This is a genomic window from Streptomyces sp. NPDC050161, from assembly GCF_044460025.1.
GTDB lineage: Bacteria > Actinomycetota > Actinomycetes > Streptomycetales > Streptomycetaceae > Streptomyces.
Genome location: NZ_JBITJM010000008.1, coordinates 183,694 through 204,229 on the forward strand (window position 1 = coordinate 183,694; position 20,536 = coordinate 204,229).

The following is a 20,536-nucleotide window of genomic DNA, read 5'->3' on the forward strand; positions in this document are numbered from 1 at the left end:
GACGACAGGAATACGCATGTCTAGTTGTGCGCGCATCGCCATTATCGAGCAACAGAATCTCGTCCGTTACGGGATGGAGAGGGCGCTCTCCCAAGGCTCGTGGTTCGATGTGGTCGCCGCGGTGGAGCATGCGCGGGACTTTCCGTTCGACGCTCCGGACGCCGAAGCCCCCGACGCCATCCTCTACGGCCCGCCCGCGTACGACCACACCGCACAGGAACTGCCCGCCAGGACCCTCGCCCGCCTCGTCGCCTGCGCCCCGGTGCTGCTGATCTCCGACTTCGCCCGGCCCTACGGCCTCCTGGAAGCGGTCCGCGCCGGCGTGCTGGGCTGCGTCACCGATCAGGCGGACGACGAGGAACTGCTGCGCGCCGTCGACACGGTCCTCAGCGGCGGCTTCCACCTCTCGTCGACGCTCGTGCCCCGCCTCCGGAACGAGTTGCAGCAGCCCGGTGACGCCGAGCCGCGTTCGCTCGCCCGCCGCGAACTGGAGGCCCTGCGACTGCTCGCCGAAGGAATGACGCACCGTCAGATAGGCCGCCGGATGGGCCTGACGGAGGCGACGGTCAGCACGTACATCAAGCGCGTCCGCGCCAAGCTCAACGTCGGCAACAAGGCCGACCTCACCCGCACCGCCATCGAACTGGGCCTGCTGCGCGACCCCCACGTGGTGGTCGACACCAACTCCGTACCGCCGCCGACCACACCGGACCGCGCACCCGGCGCGAGGCCGACCCGCCCCCGTCCCCTGCTGCTCGGCAGGAACTGACGGCGCGACGGGCGCCCGGGGCCGGGGCGCGGACACCCGTGCGCGGTCCGGTTGTGACCTGTGCCCCTCAGATGTCCCGGAACGTCTCGATCTGCGCGCCGATCGAGTTGAGCCGCTCCGCCAGGTCCTCGTAACCCCGGTTGATGACATAGACGTTGCGCAGGACGGACGTGCCCTCGGCGGCCATCATCGCGAGGAGGACGACGACGGCCGGGCGCAGTGCGGGCGGGCACATCATCTCGGACGAGCGCCAGCGGGTCGACCCGTCGACCAGGACGCGGTGCGGGTCGAGGAGTTTGACCTGTGCGCCCAGCCGGTTGAGGTCGGTCAGGTAGATGGCGCGATTGTCGTAGACCCAGTCGTGGATCAGTGTCTGGCCCTCGGCCGCTGCCGCGATGGCCGCGAAGAACGGGACGTTGTCGATGTTCAGGCCGGGGAACGGCATCGGGTGGATCTTGTCCAGGGGCGCCTGGAGTTTGGAGGGACGGACCGTCAGATCGATCAGCCGGGTGCGGCCGTTGTCGGCGGCGTACTCCGGGCTGCGCTCGTGGTCGAGGCCCATCTCCTCCAGGACGGCCAGTTCGATCTCCAGGAATTCCACCGGGACGCGACGGATCGTCAGCTCCGACTCGGTGACCACGGCGGCGGCGAGCAGGCTCATCGCCTCGACCGGGTCTTCGGACGGCGCGTAATCCACGTCGCGGTCGATGCGTGCGACGCCGTGGACGGTGAGCGTGGTGGTGCCGACGCCCTCGACCTTGACGCCCAGCTCCTCCAGGAAGAAACACAGGTCCTGGACCATGTAGTTGGAGGAGGCGTTGCGGATGACGGTGACGCCGTCGTGCCGGGCGGCGGCGAGCAGCGCGTTCTCGGTCACCGTGTCGCCGCGTTCGGTCAGTACGATCGCGCGCCGCGGGGTGACGCTGCGGTCGACCTCGGCGAGGTAGGTGCCGTCGGTCGCGGTGATCTCCAGGCCGAAGTGGCGCAGCGCCGTCATGTGCGGGGTGACGGTCCTGGTGCCCAGGTCGCAACCGCCCGCGTAGGGCAGCTTGAAGTGGTCGACGCGGTGCAGCAGCGGGCCGAGGAACATGATGACGCTGCGGGTGCGGCGGGCCGCCTCGGTGTCCATCGCCTCCAGGTTCAGCCGGGCCGGCGGCACGATCTCCAGGTCGTTGCCGTCGTTGACCCAGCGGGTGCGGACGCCGATGCTGTTCAGCACTTCGAGGATGCGGTAGACCTCCTCGATCCTGGCCACCCGGCGCAGCGTGGTCCGGCCCGCGTTCAGCAGCGTGGCGCAGAGCAGCGCGACACAGGCGTTCTTGCTCGTCTTGACCGCGATGCTGCCGGAGAGCCGACGGCCGCCGACCACCCGCAGATGCATCGGGCCCGCGTAGCCGAGCGACACGATTTCACTGTCCAGCGCCTCGCCGATCCGGGCGATCATCTCAAGACTGATGTTCTGGTTGCCTCGCTCGATGCGATTGACCGCGCTCTGGCTGGTGCCGAGTGCCTCGGCCAGATGTGTTTGCGTCCAGCCCCGGTGCTGCCGGGCGTCCCGGATGAGCCTGCCGATGCGTACGAGGTAGTCGTCTGCCATGAAGTGACCGTATCTCAGATATGAGATGACTTCGTAATCGCCAGTTGTTCTACTACTATGCGAATAACTGGAGGTCTCCATGAAAACTGCCGCTCCCTTCACGCGCCCAGTGACCGGCTCCCTGCGGGTCGCGATCGCCCTGTTTCCCTTCCTCGCTGCGGTGGCCGTTGTCGCCGGCATCCATCTCAAGGTTGCCGACCGGCTGACCGATCCGCTCGCCACTCATTTCGACGTCCGGGGCGAGGCCGACGGCTTCACTTCCGTCCAGGGCTTCCTGACGGGCACGCTCCTCATCCTCGCCCTCCTCGGCGCGGGCAGCGCGGTGTTCGTCCACCGCGGGCGCCCCGCAGCGTCGGGCCGCTGGGTCATCGGCACGGGCTGGGGCATCGCCGCCACGCTCGCTCTTCCCACCTCCCTGACGCTGCTGGCCAACGCGCATGCCGACCGGCCGGAATCCGCCCGGCTGCCCATGTGGCTGGTGGCCGTCGTGCTGGCGGTCGGCGTCGCGGCGGGCGCGCTGGGCTGGCTGCTTGCGGGCCCGGAGCCACGGCCGCAGCCGCCGCGTCCGGGCGCCGCGCCCCGCCTCGACCTCGGCCCCGGCGAGAGCGCGGGCTGGACCCGTACCGCCGGCTCCCCGCTGCTCGTCGCCGTGGGCCTGCTGACCGTCTGCGGGGGCCTGTTCCTCGGCATCACGGACGACTGGCTCGCCGGTGGGTTGCTGCTGGCGGTGGGGGCCGTGACCGGCGCCATGGCGTCGGTGCGGGTGACCGTGGACCGGCGCGGTCTGGCACTGGCGCCCGCCCTGCTGCCGTACGCTTTCCGGCGCATCCCTCTCGACCGGGTCGCCGAGGCCACCAGCAGGAATGTCCACATCGCCGCCGAGTTCGGCGGCTGGGGCTACCGGGTCCGTCACAACCGCAGTGGCCTGGTGCTCCGTTCGGGTGAGGGAATCGTCCTGCGGCTGCACAGCGGCAGGGAATTCGTGGTGACGGTCGACGACGCGGCGACCGCAGCCGCGCTGTTCAACACCCTCCTGGACCGCGCCCGCCCCTCCCGAGGAGACTGAGTGCTGTTCCGGGTCGATCCCAGCTCCGCCGTGGCGCTCGGTGACCAGATCGCCGCCGCGGTCCGCGGCGCCATCGCCGACGGCTCGCTCCGCGCGGGGGAGCGGCTGCCCGCCGGGCGTGAACTGGCCGCGTCGCTCGGCGTCAACGTCCACACCGTGCTGCGCGGCTACCAGCGCCTGAAGGAAGAGGGGCTGATCGAACTCCGTCGCGGTCGCGGCGCGGTGGTCACCGACGCCGCGTCCCCCGGCCGCGCCCGCCTCGGCGAGGCGGCCGAGCGCCTGATCACCGAGGCCCGCAGGCTCGGCCTGTCCGACGACGAGATCGTCGGCGTGGTGCGGACCGGACTGGGAATCGCGGGGAACTGAGGCGCGGCGGACCGGGGAGCGGGCCTTCCCGGCCCGCCGCACCCTTGGTCCCTCAGCGCTCCCCGGCCACCGCGACCGCCCGGTCGTCGTCGCCGTCCAGGGTGCGGATGACCCGCGCGGGATTGCCGACCGCCAGCACCCCGGCCGGCAGGTCACGGGTGACCACCGCCCCCGCGCCGACCACCGTGTTCGCGCCGATCGTCACTCCGGGGCAGACGATGACCCCGCCGCCGAGCCAGACGTTGTCCCCGATGGTCACCGGCTCCCCCTTCTCCCAGCCGGCCCGGCGCCGTTCGGTGTCCAGCTCGTGCTGCGGCGTCAGCAGCTGGACGTAAGGGCCGATCTGGACGTCGGCGCCGATCGTGACGGGTGCGGCGTCCAGGAACACCGCGCCGAAATTCACGAACGTCCCGGCGCCGATGCGGATGTGATAGCCGAAGTCGCAGTGGAACGGCGGCCGGATCCGCACCCCTTCGCCGACCGCGCCGAGCAGCTGCTCCAGGATCCCGGCCCGCTCGGCGGGTGTGGTGGCGCCGGGCGCGTTGTACGCGGCGCACAGCGCGATCCGGCGTTCGGTGTCGGCGCTCAGCTCGGGATCGTCGGCCACGTACCAGTCGCCGGCCAGCATGCGCCGCTTGTTCTCTCCCACAGGCACCTCTCCTCGGTCGTCACACACGTGCGGGGGTCAGAAAGCCGCTGCCGTACGGGCGTTGGCCGCGCAGGTCAGGTGCCGGTCGTCCCGTCGATCGCCTCGCGCAGCAGGTCGGCGTGGCCGTTGTGCCGGGCGTACTCGTGGATCAGATGCAGCATCACCATGCGGAGCGACACGTCCTTGCCCCAGCGGGGCTGATGGACCAGCACGTCCAGGGAGGCCGCGGCCCGCTCGATCCGGCGGGCGTGGGCAACCTCCGTGTGCCACGCGTCGAACGCCTCCGCCCGGTCGGCGGTCCGCGCGTCGTAGGCCACCTGGTAGTCGCCGTCCGGTGACCAGACGAGCGGGACGTCCTCGGCGGCGACGGCCCGGCGGAACCAGGCCCGTTCCACCTCGGCCATGTGCCGCACCAGGCCGAGCAGGGACAGCGTCGACGGCGGGCTGGACGGCCGGCGCAACTCCTCGTCGCTCAGGCCCTCGCACTTGAGGGCGAGGGTCGCCCGGTGATGGTCGAGGTAGCCGCGCAGCATCTCGCGTTCGCTGCCCGTCAGGGGCGGATCGGTCCGTTCGATGGTCATGATCGTGTCGCCCCCGTCGCTGGTGTCCCGCAGGCAGGCCCCGAACCTACTGGGCGCCTTCCGCGGTGACAACGATGGGGCGGGGCTGCTCGGGGCAGGCGGCAGGGCGTTTCTGACGGATCTTCGCGGCTCTGACGGATCTTCGCGGCGCCCTACCGTTCCGCTTCCGCCGGCAGGGCGGACGCGGTGATGTCGCCGGTGGGGCGGCGGGCCCGGCCGCCGGGCAGCAGGGAGCGCGCGGCCTTCAGGGCGCGGGCGAGCAGGTGCGCGCGCCCGGCGGCGATGGGGCCGAGGACGGCGAGGACGAGGACGTAGCCGGCGATGAACGGGGCGAGGCGGCCGTCGAGGCCGGCGCCGGCGGCCATGGCGGCCAGGATCAGCGCGAACTCGCCACGTCCGAGGAGCGTGGTGGCGATGTTCGCGGCGGGCCGGGGGCCGTAGCGGTACAGGCGGGCCGCGAACAGTCCCGCGGCCACGTTCATGGCGAGGGTCAGCGCGACGGCGACGGCGACCGGTACGGCGACGGAGGCGATGTCCGCCGGGTTGATGGCCAGGCCGAAGGAGAAGAAGAAGATCGCGGCGAAGGCGTCGCGCAGGGGATGCACCAGTTCCCTGATCCGCGGCCCGGAGGGGGTTCCGGCCAGGAGCAGGCCGACCATGAACGCGCCGATGGCGTCGACGACCCCGAGCACCTCGGAGACGCCGGCGATGAGGATCGCGGCACCGAGGAAACTGATGACCAGCAGTTCGTTGTCACGCACCGCGATCAGACGCCCGATCAGGCGGGTGCCGAAGCGGGCCGCGACGGCCAGCAGCATCAGGAATCCGAAGGCTTTGGCCGCCTGGAGGACCGTTTCCGTGACGCCCTGGGCGCCGCCGATGACGGGCTGGAGCACGGCGAGATACAGGGCGAGGAAGATGTCCTCCACGACGGTGACGCCCAGTATCAGGCGGGTCTCGGGGCGGGCGATGCGGCCGAGGTCGACGAGGATCTTGGTGACGATCGCGGACGAGGAGATGCCCAGGACGCCCGCGAGCACCAGCGCCTCCCGCGTCCCCCATCCCAGGGCGAAACCGAAGCCCAGCCCCGCGCCGACGTTCAGCAGCAGATAGGTCCCGCCGGCCGTCAGCAGGCGTCTGCCGCCGCTCTTGAGGTCGTCGACCTGGAACTCCAGGCCCAGGTAGAACAGCAGCAGCACCAGCCCCAGCGCGGAGAGCATCGCGAAGTCGTGCGCGTCCTCGACCAGGACCGGGCCCGGGGTGTGCGGGCCGAGCAGGACACCGGCGAGCATGAACAGCGGGATGGTCGGCAGGCCGATCCGGCCGCCGATACGGGCGAGGACGGCGGCGGCCAGGAAGGCGCCGCCCATGGCGAGCAGGGTGTCGGCGTGTCCCACGGGTCACCGCCTTCCGCTGTTACGGGGCCGGTCGGCCCCCGGTGAGCGTTCCGCGACGGGCACGGCGTGGTGCGTCAGGGCAGGCCGTGGCGGTCCCGGTCCGGTGGCGGCGCGAGCAGATACGTCGCCGTTCCCACGGTGACCAGGCCCGAGGCGAAGAGCAGCCCCTGCGGCAGGATCATGCCCATGACCAGCATCGCCACGGAGGCGGCCAGCAGCGCCCAGGCCGGGCCGCGCCGCCGGTACGCGTGCGGCCGGTGCGGGCGGCGCCTCGGCGGCACACCCCGGGCGCCTCGCGATGTGCTGCGCCGCGTCGGCGTCCCAAGGCCGTGCGGTGGGCCGGTGCGGGGCTGCGTCATGACTCCTCCTTCCGGAGACCGGCAGGTCGGGGTCCATGTCACCGTCACACGCGCGCGCGTGGCCCCGCCATCGGGCCCGGCACCCATTTCCGCAGGTGGCCGACCCCCACGACCGGCCGGCAGAGGGGCCTCGGCACCGATGGACACCGGCGCACCGCACCCCGCACGCTGGCTGTGAAGGGCGAGCGCTCCCTGGGCGGCGGCCGGGGCACCTGCTCCGCCGGGCGCGCCCGGCCGGTACCGGCCGCCGGATGAGCGACGTGAGAAGAGGTGGGCCGATGCCCCTGTTCTGGCGGATCTTCCTGCTCAACGCCGTGGTGCTGACCGTGGCGACCGCCCTGCTGCTGGGCCCGGTCACCGTCTCCACCCCGGTGCTGCTCACCGAGGCCGCCGTGCTCACCGCGGGACTGGCCGCGATGCTGATCGCCAACGGCGTGCTGCTGCGCGTCGGCCTCGCCCCGCTGCAACGCCTCACGCGTGCCATGACCACCACGGACCTGCTGCGGCCGGGGGCGCGCCCGGCCGCCGGAGGCCAGGGGGAGGTCGCCGAACTGATCACGACGTTCAATGCCATGCTGGACCGGCTGGAGGCCGAACGCACCGTCAGCGCCGCCCGCGCCCTGTCCGCGCAGGAAGCCGAACGCCACCGCATCGCCCAGGAACTCCACGACGAGGTCGGCCAGACCCTCACCGCCGTCCTGCTCGAACTCAAACGCGTCGCCGACCACGCACCACCCGCCGTACGCGACGAACTCCACCAGGTCCAGGAGACCACCCGCGCCGGTCTCGACGAGATCCGCCGCATCGCCCGCCGCCTGCGCCCCGGCGTCCTGGAGGAACTCGGCCTGTCCAGCGCCCTCAAGGCCCTCACCGGCGAGTTCACCGGCCCCGCCCTGTCCGTACGCCACCACATCGACGCCGACCTGCCGCCGCTGAGCCGGGACACCGAACTCGTCCTCTACCGCGTCGCCCAGGAGAGCCTGACCAACGCCGCCCGCCACTCGGGCGCCCGCCGTGTCGGCCTCGCCCTTGAGCACACCCCCGCCGGTGTGGAGCTGAGCGTCCGCGACGACGGCCACGGCATCCACGGCGCTCCCGAAGGGTCCGGCATCGGCGGCATGCGCGAACGCGCCCTGCTCATCGGCGCCGACCTGTCACTCGGCCCCGGCCACGGCAGCGGCACCGAGGTACGGCTCGTCGTCCCCACCCACCGAGGGAGCCACCGACCATGCCCGAGGTGACGGAAACCCGCATCCTGCTCGCCGACGACCACCAACTGGTCCGCCGCGGAGTGCGCCTCATCCTCGACGCCGAGCCCGACCTGACGGTGGTCGCCGAGGCGGGCGACGGCACCGAGGCCGTCGAAGCCACCCGCACCCACCATCCGGACCTGGCCATCCTCGACATCGCCATGCCCCGCACCACCGGCCTGCAGGCCGCCCGCGAACTGTCCCGCACCCAGCCCGACGTCCGCCTCCTGATGCTGACGATGTACGACAACGAGCAGTACTTCTTCGAAGCCCTCGCGGCCGGCGCCTCCGGCTACGTCCTGAAATCCGTCGCCGACCGCGATCTCGTCGAAGCCTGCCGCGCCACCATGCGCGGCGAGCCCTTCCTCTACCCGGGCGCCGTCAACGCCCTGATCCGCAACTATCTCGACCGGGTCAGGCACGGTGAGCCGCTGCCCGAGCGGGCCATCACCGACCGCGAGGAGGAAATCCTCAAACTCGTCGCCGAGGGCCACACATCCCAGCAGATCGCCGACCTGCTCGTCATCAGCGTCAAGACCGTCGAACGCCACCGCGCCAACCTGCTGCAGAAACTCGGCCTCAAGGACCGCCTCGAACTCGCCCGCTACGCCATCCGCGCCGGGCTGATCGAGCCGTGACCACCGGCCCCGCCGGCTGCCCGGCGGGGGCGGGCGTCGCGGAAACGGTTCAGACGACCATGACCCGGCGCCCGCGGGTGTGACCGGCCCGGCTGTCGCTGTGCGCCGCCGCGGCCTCGGCGAGCGGGTACGACTTCTCGACCGGGATGTGGAGCATTCCCCGCGCGATGAGGCGGGCGGCCTCGGCGAGCGCGTCCGGCACGCTTCCGGCCACGCCGGAGAACCGGACACCGAGATCCGGCGCACCGAGATCGGCGATGGAGATGACCTTCCGCGGATCCCCGGTCAGCTCCACCAGCTCGCGGATCACGCCCGAGCCGGCCAGATCGAGGGCCGCGTCGACCCGGCCGAGCCGCCGCACCCGCTCGACCCAGCCCTCGCCGTACGTCGTGGCGAGGGCACCCAGGCTCCGCAGATAGTCCTGGTTCGCGGCTCCGGCCGTGCCGATGACCGTGATGCCGCGGTCCCGGGCGATCTGGAGGACCGCCGATCCGACGCCCCCGGACGCACCGCTGACCAGCAGCGTCTGCCCGGACCGCACACCGGCCTCGCGGATGATGCGCAGCGCGGTCTCCACCACGGATGGGTACCCGGCGGCCTCTTCGAACGTCAGCCCCTCGGGCATGCGGGCCCAGGCCGACAGCACGGCGAACTCGGCGTAGGTGCTGGAGCCTTCGCCGAACACGGGGTCGCCGACCTCGACCCCTTCGACACCCGCGCCGACCTCGTCCACCACCCCGGCGGCGTCCAGCCCGACCCCGGCGGGCAACTCGACCGGATGGGCCCCCAGGACCTGGCCTTCACGGACCCTCCAGTCGACGGGGTTCACGCCCGCCGCCCGCACGGCGATGCGTATCAGGCCGGGGCCCGCGTGGGGCTCATCGGCGTCTTCGAGTCGCAGAACATCAGGACCGCCGAACTCGGCGAAGCTCACTCTCTTCATGCCGCCGAACGTAACACTAACGGTTAGCCTTTCGGAACAGTTACTCCTTTGTATTTGATAGCGTCACGTCATGACTGAGCCGTCCGGACGCCGTGAGCGCAAGAAGGCCGCGACCCGCCAGAAGATCGCTGACGCCGCCCTGCGGCTCTTCCTGGAGCGCGGGTACGACGCGGTGGGCATCCGCGACGTGGCCGCCGAGGCCGATGTCGCCGTCACCACGCTCTTCTCCCACTTCGCCTCGAAAGAGGCCCTGGTGTTCGAGCAGGACGAGGACTTCGAGCAGCGCCTCACGCAGGCGGTCACCGGCCGGTCGCCGCACGAGCCGCTCATCCCCGCGCTGCGCCGCGAGATCCAGGTCCTGGTGCGGCACTGCACGGCGGACGGCGCCGCCCCGATCCGGCGCATGATCGACGCGTCGCCCGCCCTGCGGAAGTACGACGAGTCGATGAGGCTGCGCCATGCGCAGTCGTTGGCGACGGCCATCGCCGCCGACCCCGGCCTGTCGCGGACCGCGACGGCCTGCCGGGCGATCGCGAGGTTCGTGATCGACGCCTACGCGCTGGCCCGCGAGGCGGACGAGCCGGAGGCCGCGGTGGACGAGGTCTTCCTGATGATCGAGGCGGCCTGGGAGGCCGGCCGCCCTTCCGGAGCCGCTGCGGTCCGCTCGTAGCGCCGGCGTACCGGCAGTCTTCGCTGCGGCAGGTCGCCCCGCCAGGGCATGACCCTGCCGCAGCGATGTATTAGAGTTATCTCGACATCGAGATATCTGCCGAGAGGCGTACCGCTGCCGCGCTAGTGAGGCATACCTAACTTAGGGATACCTTAGCGGATCGGCAAGGACCTGCAACGGACCCGTGGGACGACAGTCGCCACCGGGCCACCGGCGCGGTGGTACGCGTGAATTCATGCATGAAGGAGACTGTCGTGTCGGCGAACAGCTTCGACGCCCGCAGCACGCTGCGCGTGGGTGACGAGTCGTACGAGATCTTCAAGCTGGACAAGGTCGAGGGCTCCGCCCGCCTGCCGTACAGCCTGAAGGTGCTGCTGGAGAACCTGCTCCGTACCGAGGACGGCGCGAACATCACCGCCGACCACATCCGGGCGATCGGCAACTGGGACTCGCAGGCCCAGCCGAGCCAGGAGATCCAGTTCACCCCGGCCCGCGTGATCATGCAGGACTTCACCGGCGTGCCCTGCGTCGTGGACCTCGCCACCATGCGTGAGGCCGTCAAGGAGCTGGGCGGCGACGCGGCGAAGATCAACCCGCTCGCCCCGGCCGAGCTGGTCATCGACCACTCCGTCATCGCCGACAAGTTCGGCACCAACGACGCGTTCGCCCAGAACGTCGAGCTGGAGTACGGCCGCAACCGCGAGCGCTACCAGTTCCTGCGCTGGGGCCAGACCGCCTTCGACGAGTTCAAGGTCGTCCCCCCGGGCACCGGCATCGTCCACCAGGTCAACATCGAGCACCTGGCCCGTACGGTCATGACCCGCAACGGCCAGGCGTACCCCGACACCCTCGTCGGCACCGACTCGCACACCACCATGGTCAACGGCCTCGGCGTGCTGGGCTGGGGCGTCGGCGGCATCGAGGCCGAGGCCGCGATGCTCGGCCAGCCGGTCTCGATGCTCATCCCGCGCGTCGTCGGCTTCAAGCTGACCGGCGAGCTGACCCCCGGCACCACCGCCACCGACCTGGTCCTCACGATCACCGAGATGCTGCGCAAGCACGGCGTCGTCGGCAAGTTCGTCGAGTTCTATGGTGAGGGCGTCGCCGCCACCTCGCTCGCCAACCGCGCCACCATCGGCAACATGTCGCCGGAGTTCGGCTCCACCGCCGCGATCTTCCCGATCGACGACGAGACCCTGAACTACCTCAAGCTCACCGGCCGCTCCGCGCAGCAGGTCGCGCTCGTCGAGGCGTACGCCAAGGAGCAGGGCCTCTGGCTCGACCCGGCCGCCGAGCCCGACTTCTCCGAGAAGCTGGAGCTGGACCTCTCGACGGTCGTGCCGTCGATCGCAGGCCCCAAGCGCCCGCAGGACCGCATCGTCCTCGCCAACGCCGCCGAGCAGTTCGCCCAGGACGTCCGCAACTACGTCTCCGATGACGAGGAGTCGGGCAAGGAGTCCTTCCCGGCATCCGACGCGCCGGCCGCCCACAACGGCGTGCCGACCCGCCCGACCACCGTCACCGCCCCCGACGGATCGACGTACGAGATCGACCACGGCGCCGTCACCGTCGCCGCGATCACCTCCTGCACCAACACCTCGAACCCCTACGTCATGGTCGCCGCCGCGCTGGTGGCCAAGAAGGCGGTCGAGAAGGGCCTGACCCGCAAGCCGTGGGTCAAGACCACCCTCGCCCCGGGCTCCAAGGTCGTCACCGACTACTTCGACCGTGCGGGCCTGACCCCGTACCTCGACAAGGTCGGCTTCAACCTCGTCGGCTACGGCTGCACCACCTGCATCGGCAACTCGGGACCGCTGCCGGAGGAGGTCTCCAAGGCCGTCAACGAGCACGACCTGGCCGTCACTTCGGTGCTCTCCGGCAACCGCAACTTCGAGGGCCGGATCAACCCCGACGTCAAGATGAACTACCTGGCGTCCCCGCCGCTGGTCGTCGCGTACGCCATCGCCGGCTCGATGAAGGTGAACATCACCAAGGACGCCCTGGGCATCGACCAGGACGGCAAGCCCGTCCACCTCCAGGACATCTGGCCCACCGAGGCCGAGGTCAACGAGGTCGTCGCCTCCGCCATCGGCCAGGACATGTTCTCCTCCTCGTACGAGGACGTCTTCGCCGGTGACGCCCAGTGGCAGGCGCTGCCGATCCCGACCGGCAACACCTTCGAGTGGGACGCCGAGTCCACCTACGTCCGCAAGCCCCCGTACTTCGAGGGCATGACGATGGAGACGACCCCGGTCGAGGACATCGCCGGCGCCCGCGTGCTCGCCAAGCTCGGCGACTCGGTCACCACCGACCACATCTCCCCGGCCGGTGCGATCAAGGCCGACACCCCGGCCGGCAAGTACCTCACCGAGCACGGCGTCGAGCGTCGCGACTTCAACTCCTACGGCTCGCGCCGTGGCAACCACGAAGTCATGATCCGCGGCACCTTCGCCAACATCCGCCTGCGCAACCAGATCGCGCCGGGCACCGAGGGCGGCTTCACCCGCGACTTCACCGTCGAGGGCGGCCCGGTCTCCTTCATCTACGACGCGTCGCAGAACTACCAGGCCGCCGGCACCCCGCTGGTCATCCTGGCCGGCAAGGAGTACGGCTCCGGCTCGTCCCGCGACTGGGCCGCCAAGGGCACCGCGCTCCTCGGCGTCAAGGCCGTCATCGCCGAGTCCTACGAGCGCATCCACCGCTCGAACCTCATCGGCATGGGCGTCCTCCCGCTCCAGTTCCCCGAGGGCGCCACCGCCGAGTCGCTCGGCCTGACCGGCGAGGAGACCTTCTCGGTCACCGGCGTCACCGGCCTGAACGACGGCGGCATCCCGGAGACCGTCAAGGTCACCGCCGGCGACGTCGAGTTCGACGCCAAGCTGCGCATCGACACCCCCGGCGAGGCGGACTACTACCGCAACGGCGGCATCCTGCAGTACGTGCTGCGGTCGCTGATCAACAGCTGAGCGCCCTGAGCACCTGAAGGGCCGCACCCCGCTGATGGGGTGCGGCCCTTCGCGCCTGCGCGCCCGTACTACGCCAGCAGCTCGATCTCCGCGAGGGAGCCGCCGGATCCGTCCGGCACCAGGCGGTAGTGCCGGTAGCCGCCCGGTGTGCCGACGGCGAAGACCCGGGTCTGGTGGTCCCAGCGGAAGGACTCGTGCGTGCGGTGGTCGAGCGGCTTCCAGTGGCTGCCGTCGGCGGAGCCCTCCAGCGTCCAGCCCGCGGGCGCCTTGGCGTGGTCCGCCGAGGTGAGGGTGTACGAGGTCACCCGGGCCGGTTTCGCCAGGTCGACGGCGGTCCGGGTGAACGGCGCCGAGGTGACGGATGTGTTGTCGAAGAGCGGTCCCGCGCCCGGGTCCGTCACGTCGGCGGGCGGCGACGGCACCTTGTCGTCCTGGGCGATCGACGTGGGGGCCGCGTCCTTGCCCGTGCCCCAGGCCGACGGGCGGGGGCCCATCGTGAAGTCCAGGGTGCCGCCGCGGGCCAGCAGTTCGTGCGGCAGCGCGGTGGAATTCCACGGCTTTCCGTTGACCCGCAGATGCTGGACGTAGACGTTCCGCGCGCTGTTGCGGGGCGCGTTCACGACGAGATCGCGGCCGTTCTCCAGATGGACGGTGGCCTTGGTGAACAGCGGGGAACCCACCGCGTATTCGCCCTGGCCCATCACCAGCGGATAGAAGCCGAGCGCGCTGAAGACGTACCACGCGGACATCTCGCCGTTGTCCTCGTCGCCCGGATATCCCTGCCCGATCTCGCTGCCGACATAGAGCCTGGACAGCACCTCGCGGACCTTTTCCTGCGCCTTCCAGGGCTGCCCCGCGGCGTCATAGGTGTACGCGATGTGGTGCGAGGGCTGGTTGCTGTGCCCGTACATGCCCATCCGGGTGTCCCGGGCCTCGGTCATTTCGTGGATGACCTCGCCGTAGGAGCCGGCGAATTCCTTCGACGCGGTTTCCGGCGTGGCGAAGTACGTGTCCAGCTTCTTGGCCAGACCGGCCCGGCCGCCGTAGAGACTGGCCAGCCCGCGGGTGTCCTGCGGCGCGGTGAAGGCGTACGTCCAGGCGTTGGTCTCGGTGTAGTCGTTGCCCCAGACCCGCGGGTCGAACTTCCCGGGCGGCAGCCGCCAGTTGCCCTCGGCGTCCTTGCCCTGGAAGAAGCCGACGCCCTTGTCGAAGAGCTTGACGTAATTCTGGGCGCGACCCAGGAAATAGTCGGACTCCTCCTTGTAACGGGCTTTGTGGGTCTTTGCGTAGAGGGCCCGGCCCATACGGGATATGCCGAAGTCGTTGAGATAGCCCTCCAGCGCCCAGGAAGCGCCTTCCTTGGTGTCGGTGGCGGTGTAGCCGAGGAAGGGCGAGGTGTTCATGCCCTTGCGGCCGACGCCGGGGGCGGGCGGGGCGACGGTGGCGTTCTTGACGGCCGCGTCGTAGGCGGCCTCGGCGTCGAATGTCACGCCCTTCACATAGGCGTCGGCGAAGGCCACATCGGAACTCGTCCCGGTCATCAGGTCCGCATATCCCGGCGATGACCAGCGGGATATCCAGCCGCCGTCCTTGTACTGCTGGACGAATCCGTCCACCATCTCGCCCGCCCGCTTCGGGGTGAGGAGGGAATAGGCGGGCCAGGTCGTCCGGTAGGTGTCCCAGAAGCCGTTGTTGACGTGGATCGCGCCGTCGACGATCTTCGAGCCGGTGCGGGTCGGGGTGTCATCGCCGACCCGGGGGGAGAACGGGCTGGCGTAGCGGGTGCGTGAACCGGCCTGTTCCGAACCGGAGTTGGGGTAGAGGTAGAGGCGGTAGAGGCTGGAGTAGAGCGTGGTGAGCTGGTCGCGGCTCGCGCCCTCGACCTCGATGCGGCCCAGGATGTCGTCCCACTGCGCACGGGCCCGGTGCTCGGTCCGCGCGAAGGACGTGCCGGCCGGGATCTCGCGGGTGAGGTTGGCCTTCGCCTGGTCGGTGCCGATCAGGGAGGTGGCGATGCGCAAGGTGACGGTGCGGTCGGCGCCGGGCTTGAAGCGCAGGTAGCCGGTGACGTCCTTGCCCCCGCCCCCGTCGAGCCGGCCGCCCCGGGTGACCGGCGCGTCGAAGGTGCCGTAGACGAAGAGCCGGGTGGCGCCGGTCGACAGGCCGCTCTTGACGTCCGAGAAGCCGCTGACCGTCCCGTGTTCGGGATCCAGCGTGAGTCCGCCCTTGTTGTTGACGTTGTCGAAGATCAGGTTCGCGTCGTCGCCGGGGAAGGTGAAGCGCATCATCGCGGCGTGGTCGGTCGGGGTGATCTCCGTCTTGAGGCCGTTGTCGAAGGTGACGCCGTAGTGGTGCGGCTTCGCGATCTCCCTCTCGTGGTGGAAGGGCAGCGCGCGGGCCGTGCGGGAGGCGTCCGGGACGCCGTGGGCCGTCGACGGCATCACCTGGAACGTCTGCCGGTCGCCCATCCAGGGGCTGGGCTCGTGGCTTGCGCTGAACGCCTGGAGGGTGGGGAGGTTGTCGGCGTTGTTCTTCTTCGCGTACTCGTAGAGCCAGTCGGACGAGCCCGCATCGGTCACCGGCGTCCAGAAGTTGAAGCCATTGGGGACGGCGGTGGCGGGGAAGGTGTTGCCGCGCGAGAAGCTGCCGCTGGAGAGGGTGCCGCGGGTGGTCGTCGCGTAGTCGGAGAGATGGGCGAGCGGCTTGTCCGGGGGCTTCGGGCCGATCGCGATGTCGTCGACCCAGCCGCGGAAGGCCGGGGCGGTCTTCGGGGCGGCGGGCGCGTCGTAGGCGACCAGGATGCGGTCGATGACCTTGCCCGCGGCCACCGCGCCGATCCGTGAGATGCGGTCGTTCCACTGGTTGACGTAGAGCGTCTTGGCGGCGGCCTGGCCCTGCGGCGTCAGCGGGGTGCCGTGCTGGTCGACGGCGTGCAGCTCGCTGAGGTAGCTGCCGTCGGTGAAGGCCAGGTCGACGGCGACGTGGGTCGCGGGGTAGTCCGCGTCGGTTTTCGCCATCTCGGGGAAGATCTTGTAGGAGAGCGAAGTGGCCGCGGTGACCGGGGTGTTGACGTCGAAGACCTTGTTGTACGCGTAGCCGTGACCGGCGGCGGTGTGGGTGCCGGCGTAGCGCAGCGCGTGGCGGCCGGAGAAGCCCGCGCCCGCCTTGGCGGTGGGGGAGTCGGCGGGCCCTGTGCCGGTGCGGGTGGTCATGCCCGGTGCCGCCGGGGCGGCCTGCGGGCTGACGCCGGCGGCCTTGGGGCGCCCGTCGGGGCCGGTTTCGGGGGTGTCGCTCCAGTCGGGCCGCGGCTGGCCCGGCTCGAAGGACGAGCTGAAGGCCGCCGCGCCAGGAGGCTTTGGCGGCGGCGCGGCCTGGGCGGCCGGGCCGTACGCGGTGAGGACGAGCAGCGCGGCGGCCACGAGGGCGGCGGGCCGGGCGGTCGTCCGCAGGGGGGTGTGCCGGGGTCTGAGCCGCACGCGAGCCCTCTCAACGGTGTTGACATCGTTGTCAGTTGGATAACGCAGAGATAAGTAACGTGCGTGGCATCTTGGGTGTCAAGGGTGCGGAGCGGACCGGCGCTACGGGCTGCCGCGGAGGCGCACCGGCCGATGAGGTCTCAACTCGGGAAAGACACTGCCGAACCGTGCATTCGATCTTGCCGGTCGACCGGAAGTGGACTATACCTGTCGGCGTCCGAACGGCCGTGACAACGGGCCCGCGGACCCGGGGGGAAATGCGGGGATCGGATGATTTCCCCGCATATCTCTGGCACGCCCGGTGCACATCCCGTACAACTCAGCTCCATCTGATGACCTGCGGTGCCGGGAGTTCCGGTACTGCCTGAGTCCTGGAGAAGGCGAGGACTTGCGCATGGGATTCACCTCGGAATTCAACCGCCGCGATCTGGTCAAGCGGGCCGCGGCCGTCGGAATTGTCGCCGTTCCGGCCATGAGCGTCCTGACGGCTTGCGCCGGAGCGGGCGGCGGAGGCGGTGACAAGGTCGAAAAGGGCACCAAGTCGGCCAAGAATCCGCTGGCCGTCAACGAATCAGCCGGCCTCGATGTCGTCATCTTCGACGGCGGATTCGGCGACAAGTACGCGAAGGCCGCGCAGGGCGAGTACACCAAGGCATTCCCGAAGGCCGACGGGAAGGTCAAGCTGACCTCCACCCAGAAGATTCAGTCGACGCTCCAGCCCCGGTTCAACGGCGGGAACCCGCCGGATCTCGTCGACAACTCCGGTGCCGAGCAGATGGACTTCGGAACCCTGGTCAGCAAGGACCAGCTCACCGACCTCACCCCGCTCTTCGACGCCCCGTCGATCGACGACCCGAGCAAGAAGGTCAGGGACACGCTGCGCCCCGGCGTTCTCGAAATGGGCCAGTTCGGCGGCAAGGAATCCTGGGTCCTCTACTACGCCTACACGGTTTACGGTGTGTGGTACTCCAAGGGGAATCTCAAGAAGCTGGACGCGGAATACCCGGAGACCTGGGACGACATGCTCGCCCTGTGCGCGAAGGCGAAGAAGCAGGGCATCGCCGGCTGGACCTATCCGGGCAAGTACCCGTACTACTTCCCCTTCAGCCTCTACCCGTTCATCGGCAAGATCGGTGGCGCCGAAGTGCTGCGGCGCATCGACAATCTGGAGCCGAACGCCTGGCACGACCCGGCGGTCAAGACGGCCTTCGAAGCCTATTACGAGCTGTACAAGAAGGGCTATGTGCTCAAGGGCTCGCCCGGACTCGACCACCTCCAGTCGCAGAACGCCTGGGCCGAGGGCAAGGCGCTGTTCATCCCCAACGGCTCCTGGGTCGAGAACGAGTCGGCCAAGCAGCTCGCCAAGGACCCGGATTTCCAGCTCTCGGTCGGCGCCCCGTCCAGCTACTCCAGCTCCGACAAGATGCCGTACGGCACGCTCTGGGCGTCCGGCGGCGAGCCGTACATCGTGCCCAAGAAGGGGCACAACTCCGAGGGCGGCATGGAGCTGCTGCGCATCATGCTCGGCAAGAAGTCCTCGCAGAATTTCATCAAGCAGGTCTCCTCGCTGACATCGCTCAACGGCGGCACCGAGGGAATCACTCTGCCTCCCGGTCTGGCCTCGGCGCAGCAGGCGCTGGAGAAAGCCGGCGAGAATATCGTCAATCCGCGGATGCAGGACTGGTACGTGGCCCTCCAGAAGGAGAAGATCGGGGTCGGCGCCATCGGCGAGATGATGGCCGGACGTATGACACCCGACGAGGCGATCAAGAAGATCCAGAAGTATGCCGACGACACCCGTGCGGATTCCAGTGTCACGAAGTACAAGCGCTGACCGGTGAGTTCGATGCGTCACCAGCGGCAGCATCCGCAGCCGGAGAACGGGATCGGTGGTCATGCAGCACGGTAGATACCGTTTCATCGCGGGGTTCCTGGCCGTCCCGCTGGCGATTTACGCGGTCTTCGTGATCTCGCCGTTCGTACAGGCCATCTACTACTCCCTGACGGACTGGACCGGGCTCAGCTCGGACATGAAGATGGTCGGGTTCGACAACTACGCACGGCTCTTCAAGGACAGCGTTTTCTGGTCCGCCGTGGGCAACAGCGTGACGCTGTTGCTGCTGCTGCCGGTGGTGACGCTCTCGCTCGGCCTCTTCTTCGCCTTCATGCTCAATGTCGGTGGCCGGCGGCGGAAGAAGGCGGTCATCGGCGGCGTGCGCGGCTCGGGCACGTACAAAATCGTCTACTTCTTCCCGCAGGTGCTGTCGGTCCCGATCGTCGCGCTGCTCTTCCAGTTCGCGTACAACCCGGAGAGCGGGGCGCTCAACGCGTTCTTCAAGGCGGTCGGCCTCGATGTGCAGCCCGACTGGCTGGGGGATCCCCAGATCGCCCTGTGGTGCGTCATGGCGGCGATGGTGTGGGCGAACGTCGGCTTCTACGTCGTGCTCTTCTCGGCCGGTATGAGTTCCATTCCGAAGGACTTCTACGAAGCGGCGCTGCTGGACGGCGCCAACCGCATCAACACGTTCTTCCGTATCACCCTGCCGCTGCTGTGGGACACCGTGCAGACCGGCTGGATCTATATGGGAATTCTCGCTCTGGACGTCTCGGCCTTCGCCTTCGTGCAGATCATGAGCGTCGGTCCCGGCGGCCCCGACTATTCGACCGAGGTCCTGCCGCTGTACGTGTACCAGAAGACCTTCCGCGACGGTCAGGCCGGATACGCGACCGCCATCGGCGTTTCCCTGCTGATCGTGACCCTCGTCTTCTCGGCCATCGTCATGCGGCTGGGACGACGCGAGCGACTGGAGTTCTGATGAGTGCGCAGACCGACCCCACGGGCCTTCCGGACGCGGCGAACCCGGGTGTGACGCAGGGGAAGACGGCGGACGCGGGAAAGCCGGGACCGCCGAAGGGGGCGGCGGGCCGACCGGACGGGAAGGGCCGCGAAAGCGGTGTGCTGAACGTCTTCTCGCACGGAGTCCTGGTGATCTGGGGCCTGTTGGTGGCCATGCCGCTGCTGTGGGCCGTGGTGAGTTCCTTCAAGGACGACACCGAGATCTTCGGTTCGCCCTGGGGACTGCCGTCCGTCCTGCATTTCGACAACTGGTCGCGCGCCTGGGAAAAGGCGAACATGGGCCAGTACTTCCTCAACTCGCTGATCGTGGTGGGCGGTTCACTGATCGGCACGATGCTGCTGGGGGCGATGGCGGCGTATGTGCTGGCCCGCTTCGACTTCCCGGGGAACCGTTTCCTCTATTTCCTCTTCGTCGGCGGCATGGGATTCCCGGTCATCCTGGCGCTGGTCCCGCTGTTCTTCGTCATGAAGAACATGGCCCTGCTGGACACTTACCACGGCCTGATCCTCGTCTACATCGCGTATTCGCTGCCGTTCACCGTCTTCTTCCTCAGCGGATTCTTCAAAACGCTGCCGACCTCGGTGGCCGAGGCCGCCCTCATCGACGGCGCTTCGCACACCCGCACCTTCTTCCAGGTCATGCTGCCGATGGCCAAGCCTGGCCTGATCAGCGTCGGCATCTTCAACTTCCTCGGGCAGTGGAACCAGTACCTGCTGCCGACGGTGCTCAACGTCGGCGATCCGCACAAGAAGATGCTCACCCAGGGTCTGGTGGCCCTCGCCGTCAGCCAGGGCTACAAGGGCGACTGGTCGGGCCTCTTCGCGGGGCTGACCATCGCGATGCTGCCGGTGCTCGCCGCGTACATCATCTTCCAGCGGCAGGTGGTCGCGGGGCTCACCGCCGGCGCGCTCAAGTAGCTCATGCGGCCGGCCCGGCGTCCCGTGCACCCGG

17 protein-coding genes are annotated in these 20,536 nt (G+C 69.6%); 10 read left to right on the forward strand and 7 right to left on the reverse strand.

The annotated features are described in order from the left end of the window. Positions 1-16: 16 nt before the first annotated feature. Positions 17-769, forward strand: coding sequence for a DNA-binding response regulator (locus tag ACIBK8_RS16425; protein ID WP_399042498.1), 753 nt, complete (start codon positions 17-19; stop codon positions 767-769). A 67-nt stretch (positions 770-836) separates the two neighbouring features. Here the strand turns inward: ACIBK8_RS16425 and ACIBK8_RS16430 are convergent, their stop codons facing one another. After that, on the reverse strand, positions 837-2,366 hold the full coding sequence (locus ACIBK8_RS16430; protein ID WP_399042499.1) for a helix-turn-helix domain-containing protein: 1,530 nt from the start codon (positions 2,364-2,366) through the stop codon (positions 837-839). A gap of 79 nt (positions 2,367-2,445) precedes the next feature. Between ACIBK8_RS16430 and ACIBK8_RS16435 the strand changes: the two genes are divergently transcribed. Further along, positions 2,446-3,432, forward strand: a complete 987-nt coding sequence (locus tag ACIBK8_RS16435) for a DUF1648 domain-containing protein (RefSeq protein ID WP_399042500.1) — start codon at positions 2,446-2,448, stop codon at positions 3,430-3,432. Next, complete coding sequence (locus ACIBK8_RS16440; RefSeq protein ID WP_399042501.1) at positions 3,433-3,798, forward strand: GntR family transcriptional regulator; 366 nt, start codon at positions 3,433-3,435, stop codon at positions 3,796-3,798. 52 nt (positions 3,799-3,850) lie between these two features. On the opposite strand, the gene ACIBK8_RS16445 is transcribed toward ACIBK8_RS16440, so the two are convergent. The 4 genes from ACIBK8_RS16445 to ACIBK8_RS16460 form a co-directional block, all read right to left on the reverse strand. Next, a complete protein-coding gene (locus tag ACIBK8_RS16445; protein WP_399042502.1) occupies positions 3,851-4,447 on the reverse strand; it encodes a sugar O-acetyltransferase in 597 nt (198 codons plus the stop codon). A gap of 74 nt (positions 4,448-4,521) precedes the next feature. After that, the gene (locus ACIBK8_RS16450; RefSeq protein ID WP_399042503.1) at positions 4,522-5,028 is read right to left on the reverse strand and encodes a DinB family protein; all 507 of its coding nucleotides are present in this window, start codon (positions 5,026-5,028) and stop codon (positions 4,522-4,524) included. A gap of 152 nt (positions 5,029-5,180) precedes the next feature. Beyond that, positions 5,181-6,425: a cation:proton antiporter gene (locus tag ACIBK8_RS16455; protein WP_399042504.1), complete on the reverse strand. Its 1,245-nt coding sequence runs from the start codon at positions 6,423-6,425 to the stop codon at positions 5,181-5,183. Between the two features lie 74 nt (positions 6,426-6,499). Continuing rightward, entirely contained in the window at positions 6,500-6,784 is a 285-nt protein-coding gene (locus ACIBK8_RS16460) for a hypothetical protein (RefSeq protein ID WP_399042505.1), read from the reverse strand. A 278-nt stretch (positions 6,785-7,062) separates the two neighbouring features. Here ACIBK8_RS16460 and ACIBK8_RS16465 point away from each other — a divergent pair, with 278 nt between their 5' ends. Then, a complete protein-coding gene (locus ACIBK8_RS16465; RefSeq protein WP_399042506.1) occupies positions 7,063-8,025 on the forward strand; it encodes a sensor histidine kinase in 963 nt (320 codons plus the stop codon). After that, on the forward strand, positions 8,013-8,672 hold the full coding sequence (locus ACIBK8_RS16470; protein WP_399042507.1) for a response regulator: 660 nt from the start codon (positions 8,013-8,015) through the stop codon (positions 8,670-8,672). The genes ACIBK8_RS16465 and ACIBK8_RS16470 overlap by 13 nt, the downstream gene beginning before the upstream one ends. A gap of 49 nt (positions 8,673-8,721) precedes the next feature. Here ACIBK8_RS16470 and ACIBK8_RS16475 read toward each other — a convergent pair whose 3' ends face one another. Beyond that, positions 8,722-9,615: an NADP-dependent oxidoreductase gene (locus ACIBK8_RS16475; protein ID WP_399042508.1), complete on the reverse strand. Its 894-nt coding sequence runs from the start codon at positions 9,613-9,615 to the stop codon at positions 8,722-8,724. Between the two features lie 70 nt (positions 9,616-9,685). Here ACIBK8_RS16475 and ACIBK8_RS16480 point away from each other — a divergent pair, with 70 nt between their 5' ends. After that, a complete protein-coding gene (locus tag ACIBK8_RS16480) occupies positions 9,686-10,285 on the forward strand; it encodes a TetR/AcrR family transcriptional regulator (protein ID WP_399042509.1) in 600 nt (199 codons plus the stop codon). Positions 10,286-10,539: 254 nt separating this feature from the next. Continuing rightward, a complete protein-coding gene (gene acnA, locus ACIBK8_RS16485) occupies positions 10,540-13,251 on the forward strand; it encodes an aconitate hydratase AcnA (protein WP_399042510.1) in 2,712 nt (903 codons plus the stop codon). A gap of 68 nt (positions 13,252-13,319) precedes the next feature. Here the strand turns inward: acnA and ACIBK8_RS16490 are convergent, their stop codons facing one another. Next, complete coding sequence (locus tag ACIBK8_RS16490) at positions 13,320-16,727, reverse strand: GH92 family glycosyl hydrolase (RefSeq protein ID WP_399042511.1); 3,408 nt, start codon at positions 16,725-16,727, stop codon at positions 13,320-13,322. Positions 16,728-17,121: 394 nt separating this feature from the next. On the opposite strand from ACIBK8_RS16490, the gene ngcE reads away from it, so the two are divergent. From ngcE to ACIBK8_RS16505, 3 genes are all read left to right on the forward strand, one after another. After that, a complete protein-coding gene (ngcE, locus tag ACIBK8_RS16495) occupies positions 17,122-18,561 on the forward strand; it encodes an N-acetylglucosamine/diacetylchitobiose ABC transporter substrate-binding protein (protein WP_399042512.1) in 1,440 nt (479 codons plus the stop codon). A 61-nt stretch (positions 18,562-18,622) separates the two neighbouring features. After that, the gene (locus ACIBK8_RS16500; RefSeq protein ID WP_399042514.1) at positions 18,623-19,543 is read left to right on the forward strand and encodes a carbohydrate ABC transporter permease; all 921 of its coding nucleotides are present in this window, start codon (positions 18,623-18,625) and stop codon (positions 19,541-19,543) included. Further along, positions 19,543-20,502 carry a carbohydrate ABC transporter permease gene (locus ACIBK8_RS16505; protein ID WP_399042515.1) on the forward strand — a complete coding sequence of 320 codons (960 nt, stop codon included), beginning with the start codon at positions 19,543-19,545 and terminating at the stop codon, positions 20,500-20,502. The genes ACIBK8_RS16500 and ACIBK8_RS16505 overlap by 1 nt, the downstream gene beginning before the upstream one ends. Positions 20,503-20,536: the final 34 nt, after the last annotated feature.

Bases quoted from the DNA above. Each gene is read 5' to 3' on its own strand.
- ACIBK8_RS16450 (WP_399042503.1), bottom strand. From the start codon at position 5,028: ATGACCATCGAACGGACCGATCCGCCCCTGACGGGCAGCGAACGCGAG.
- ACIBK8_RS16435 (WP_399042500.1), top strand. From the start codon at position 2,446: ATGAAAACTGCCGCTCCCTTCACGCGCCCAGTGACCGGCTCCCTGCGG.
- ACIBK8_RS16470 (WP_399042507.1), top strand. From the start codon at position 8,013: ATGCCCGAGGTGACGGAAACCCGCATCCTGCTCGCCGACGACCACCAA.
- ACIBK8_RS16430 (WP_399042499.1), bottom strand. From the start codon at position 2,366: ATGGCAGACGACTACCTCGTACGCATCGGCAGGCTCATCCGGGACGCC.
- ACIBK8_RS16425 (WP_399042498.1), top strand. From the start codon at position 17: ATGTCTAGTTGTGCGCGCATCGCCATTATCGAGCAACAGAATCTCGTC.
- ngcE (WP_399042512.1), top strand. From the start codon at position 17,122: ATGGGATTCACCTCGGAATTCAACCGCCGCGATCTGGTCAAGCGGGCC.
- ACIBK8_RS16480 (WP_399042509.1), top strand. From the start codon at position 9,686: ATGACTGAGCCGTCCGGACGCCGTGAGCGCAAGAAGGCCGCGACCCGC.
- ACIBK8_RS16460 (WP_399042505.1), bottom strand. From the start codon at position 6,784: ATGACGCAGCCCCGCACCGGCCCACCGCACGGCCTTGGGACGCCGACG.
- ACIBK8_RS16500 (WP_399042514.1), top strand. From the start codon at position 18,623: ATGCAGCACGGTAGATACCGTTTCATCGCGGGGTTCCTGGCCGTCCCG.
- ACIBK8_RS16505 (WP_399042515.1), top strand. From the start codon at position 19,543: ATGAGTGCGCAGACCGACCCCACGGGCCTTCCGGACGCGGCGAACCCG.
- ACIBK8_RS16475 (WP_399042508.1), bottom strand. From the start codon at position 9,615: ATGAAGAGAGTGAGCTTCGCCGAGTTCGGCGGTCCTGATGTTCTGCGA.
- ACIBK8_RS16465 (WP_399042506.1), top strand. From the start codon at position 7,063: ATGCCCCTGTTCTGGCGGATCTTCCTGCTCAACGCCGTGGTGCTGACC.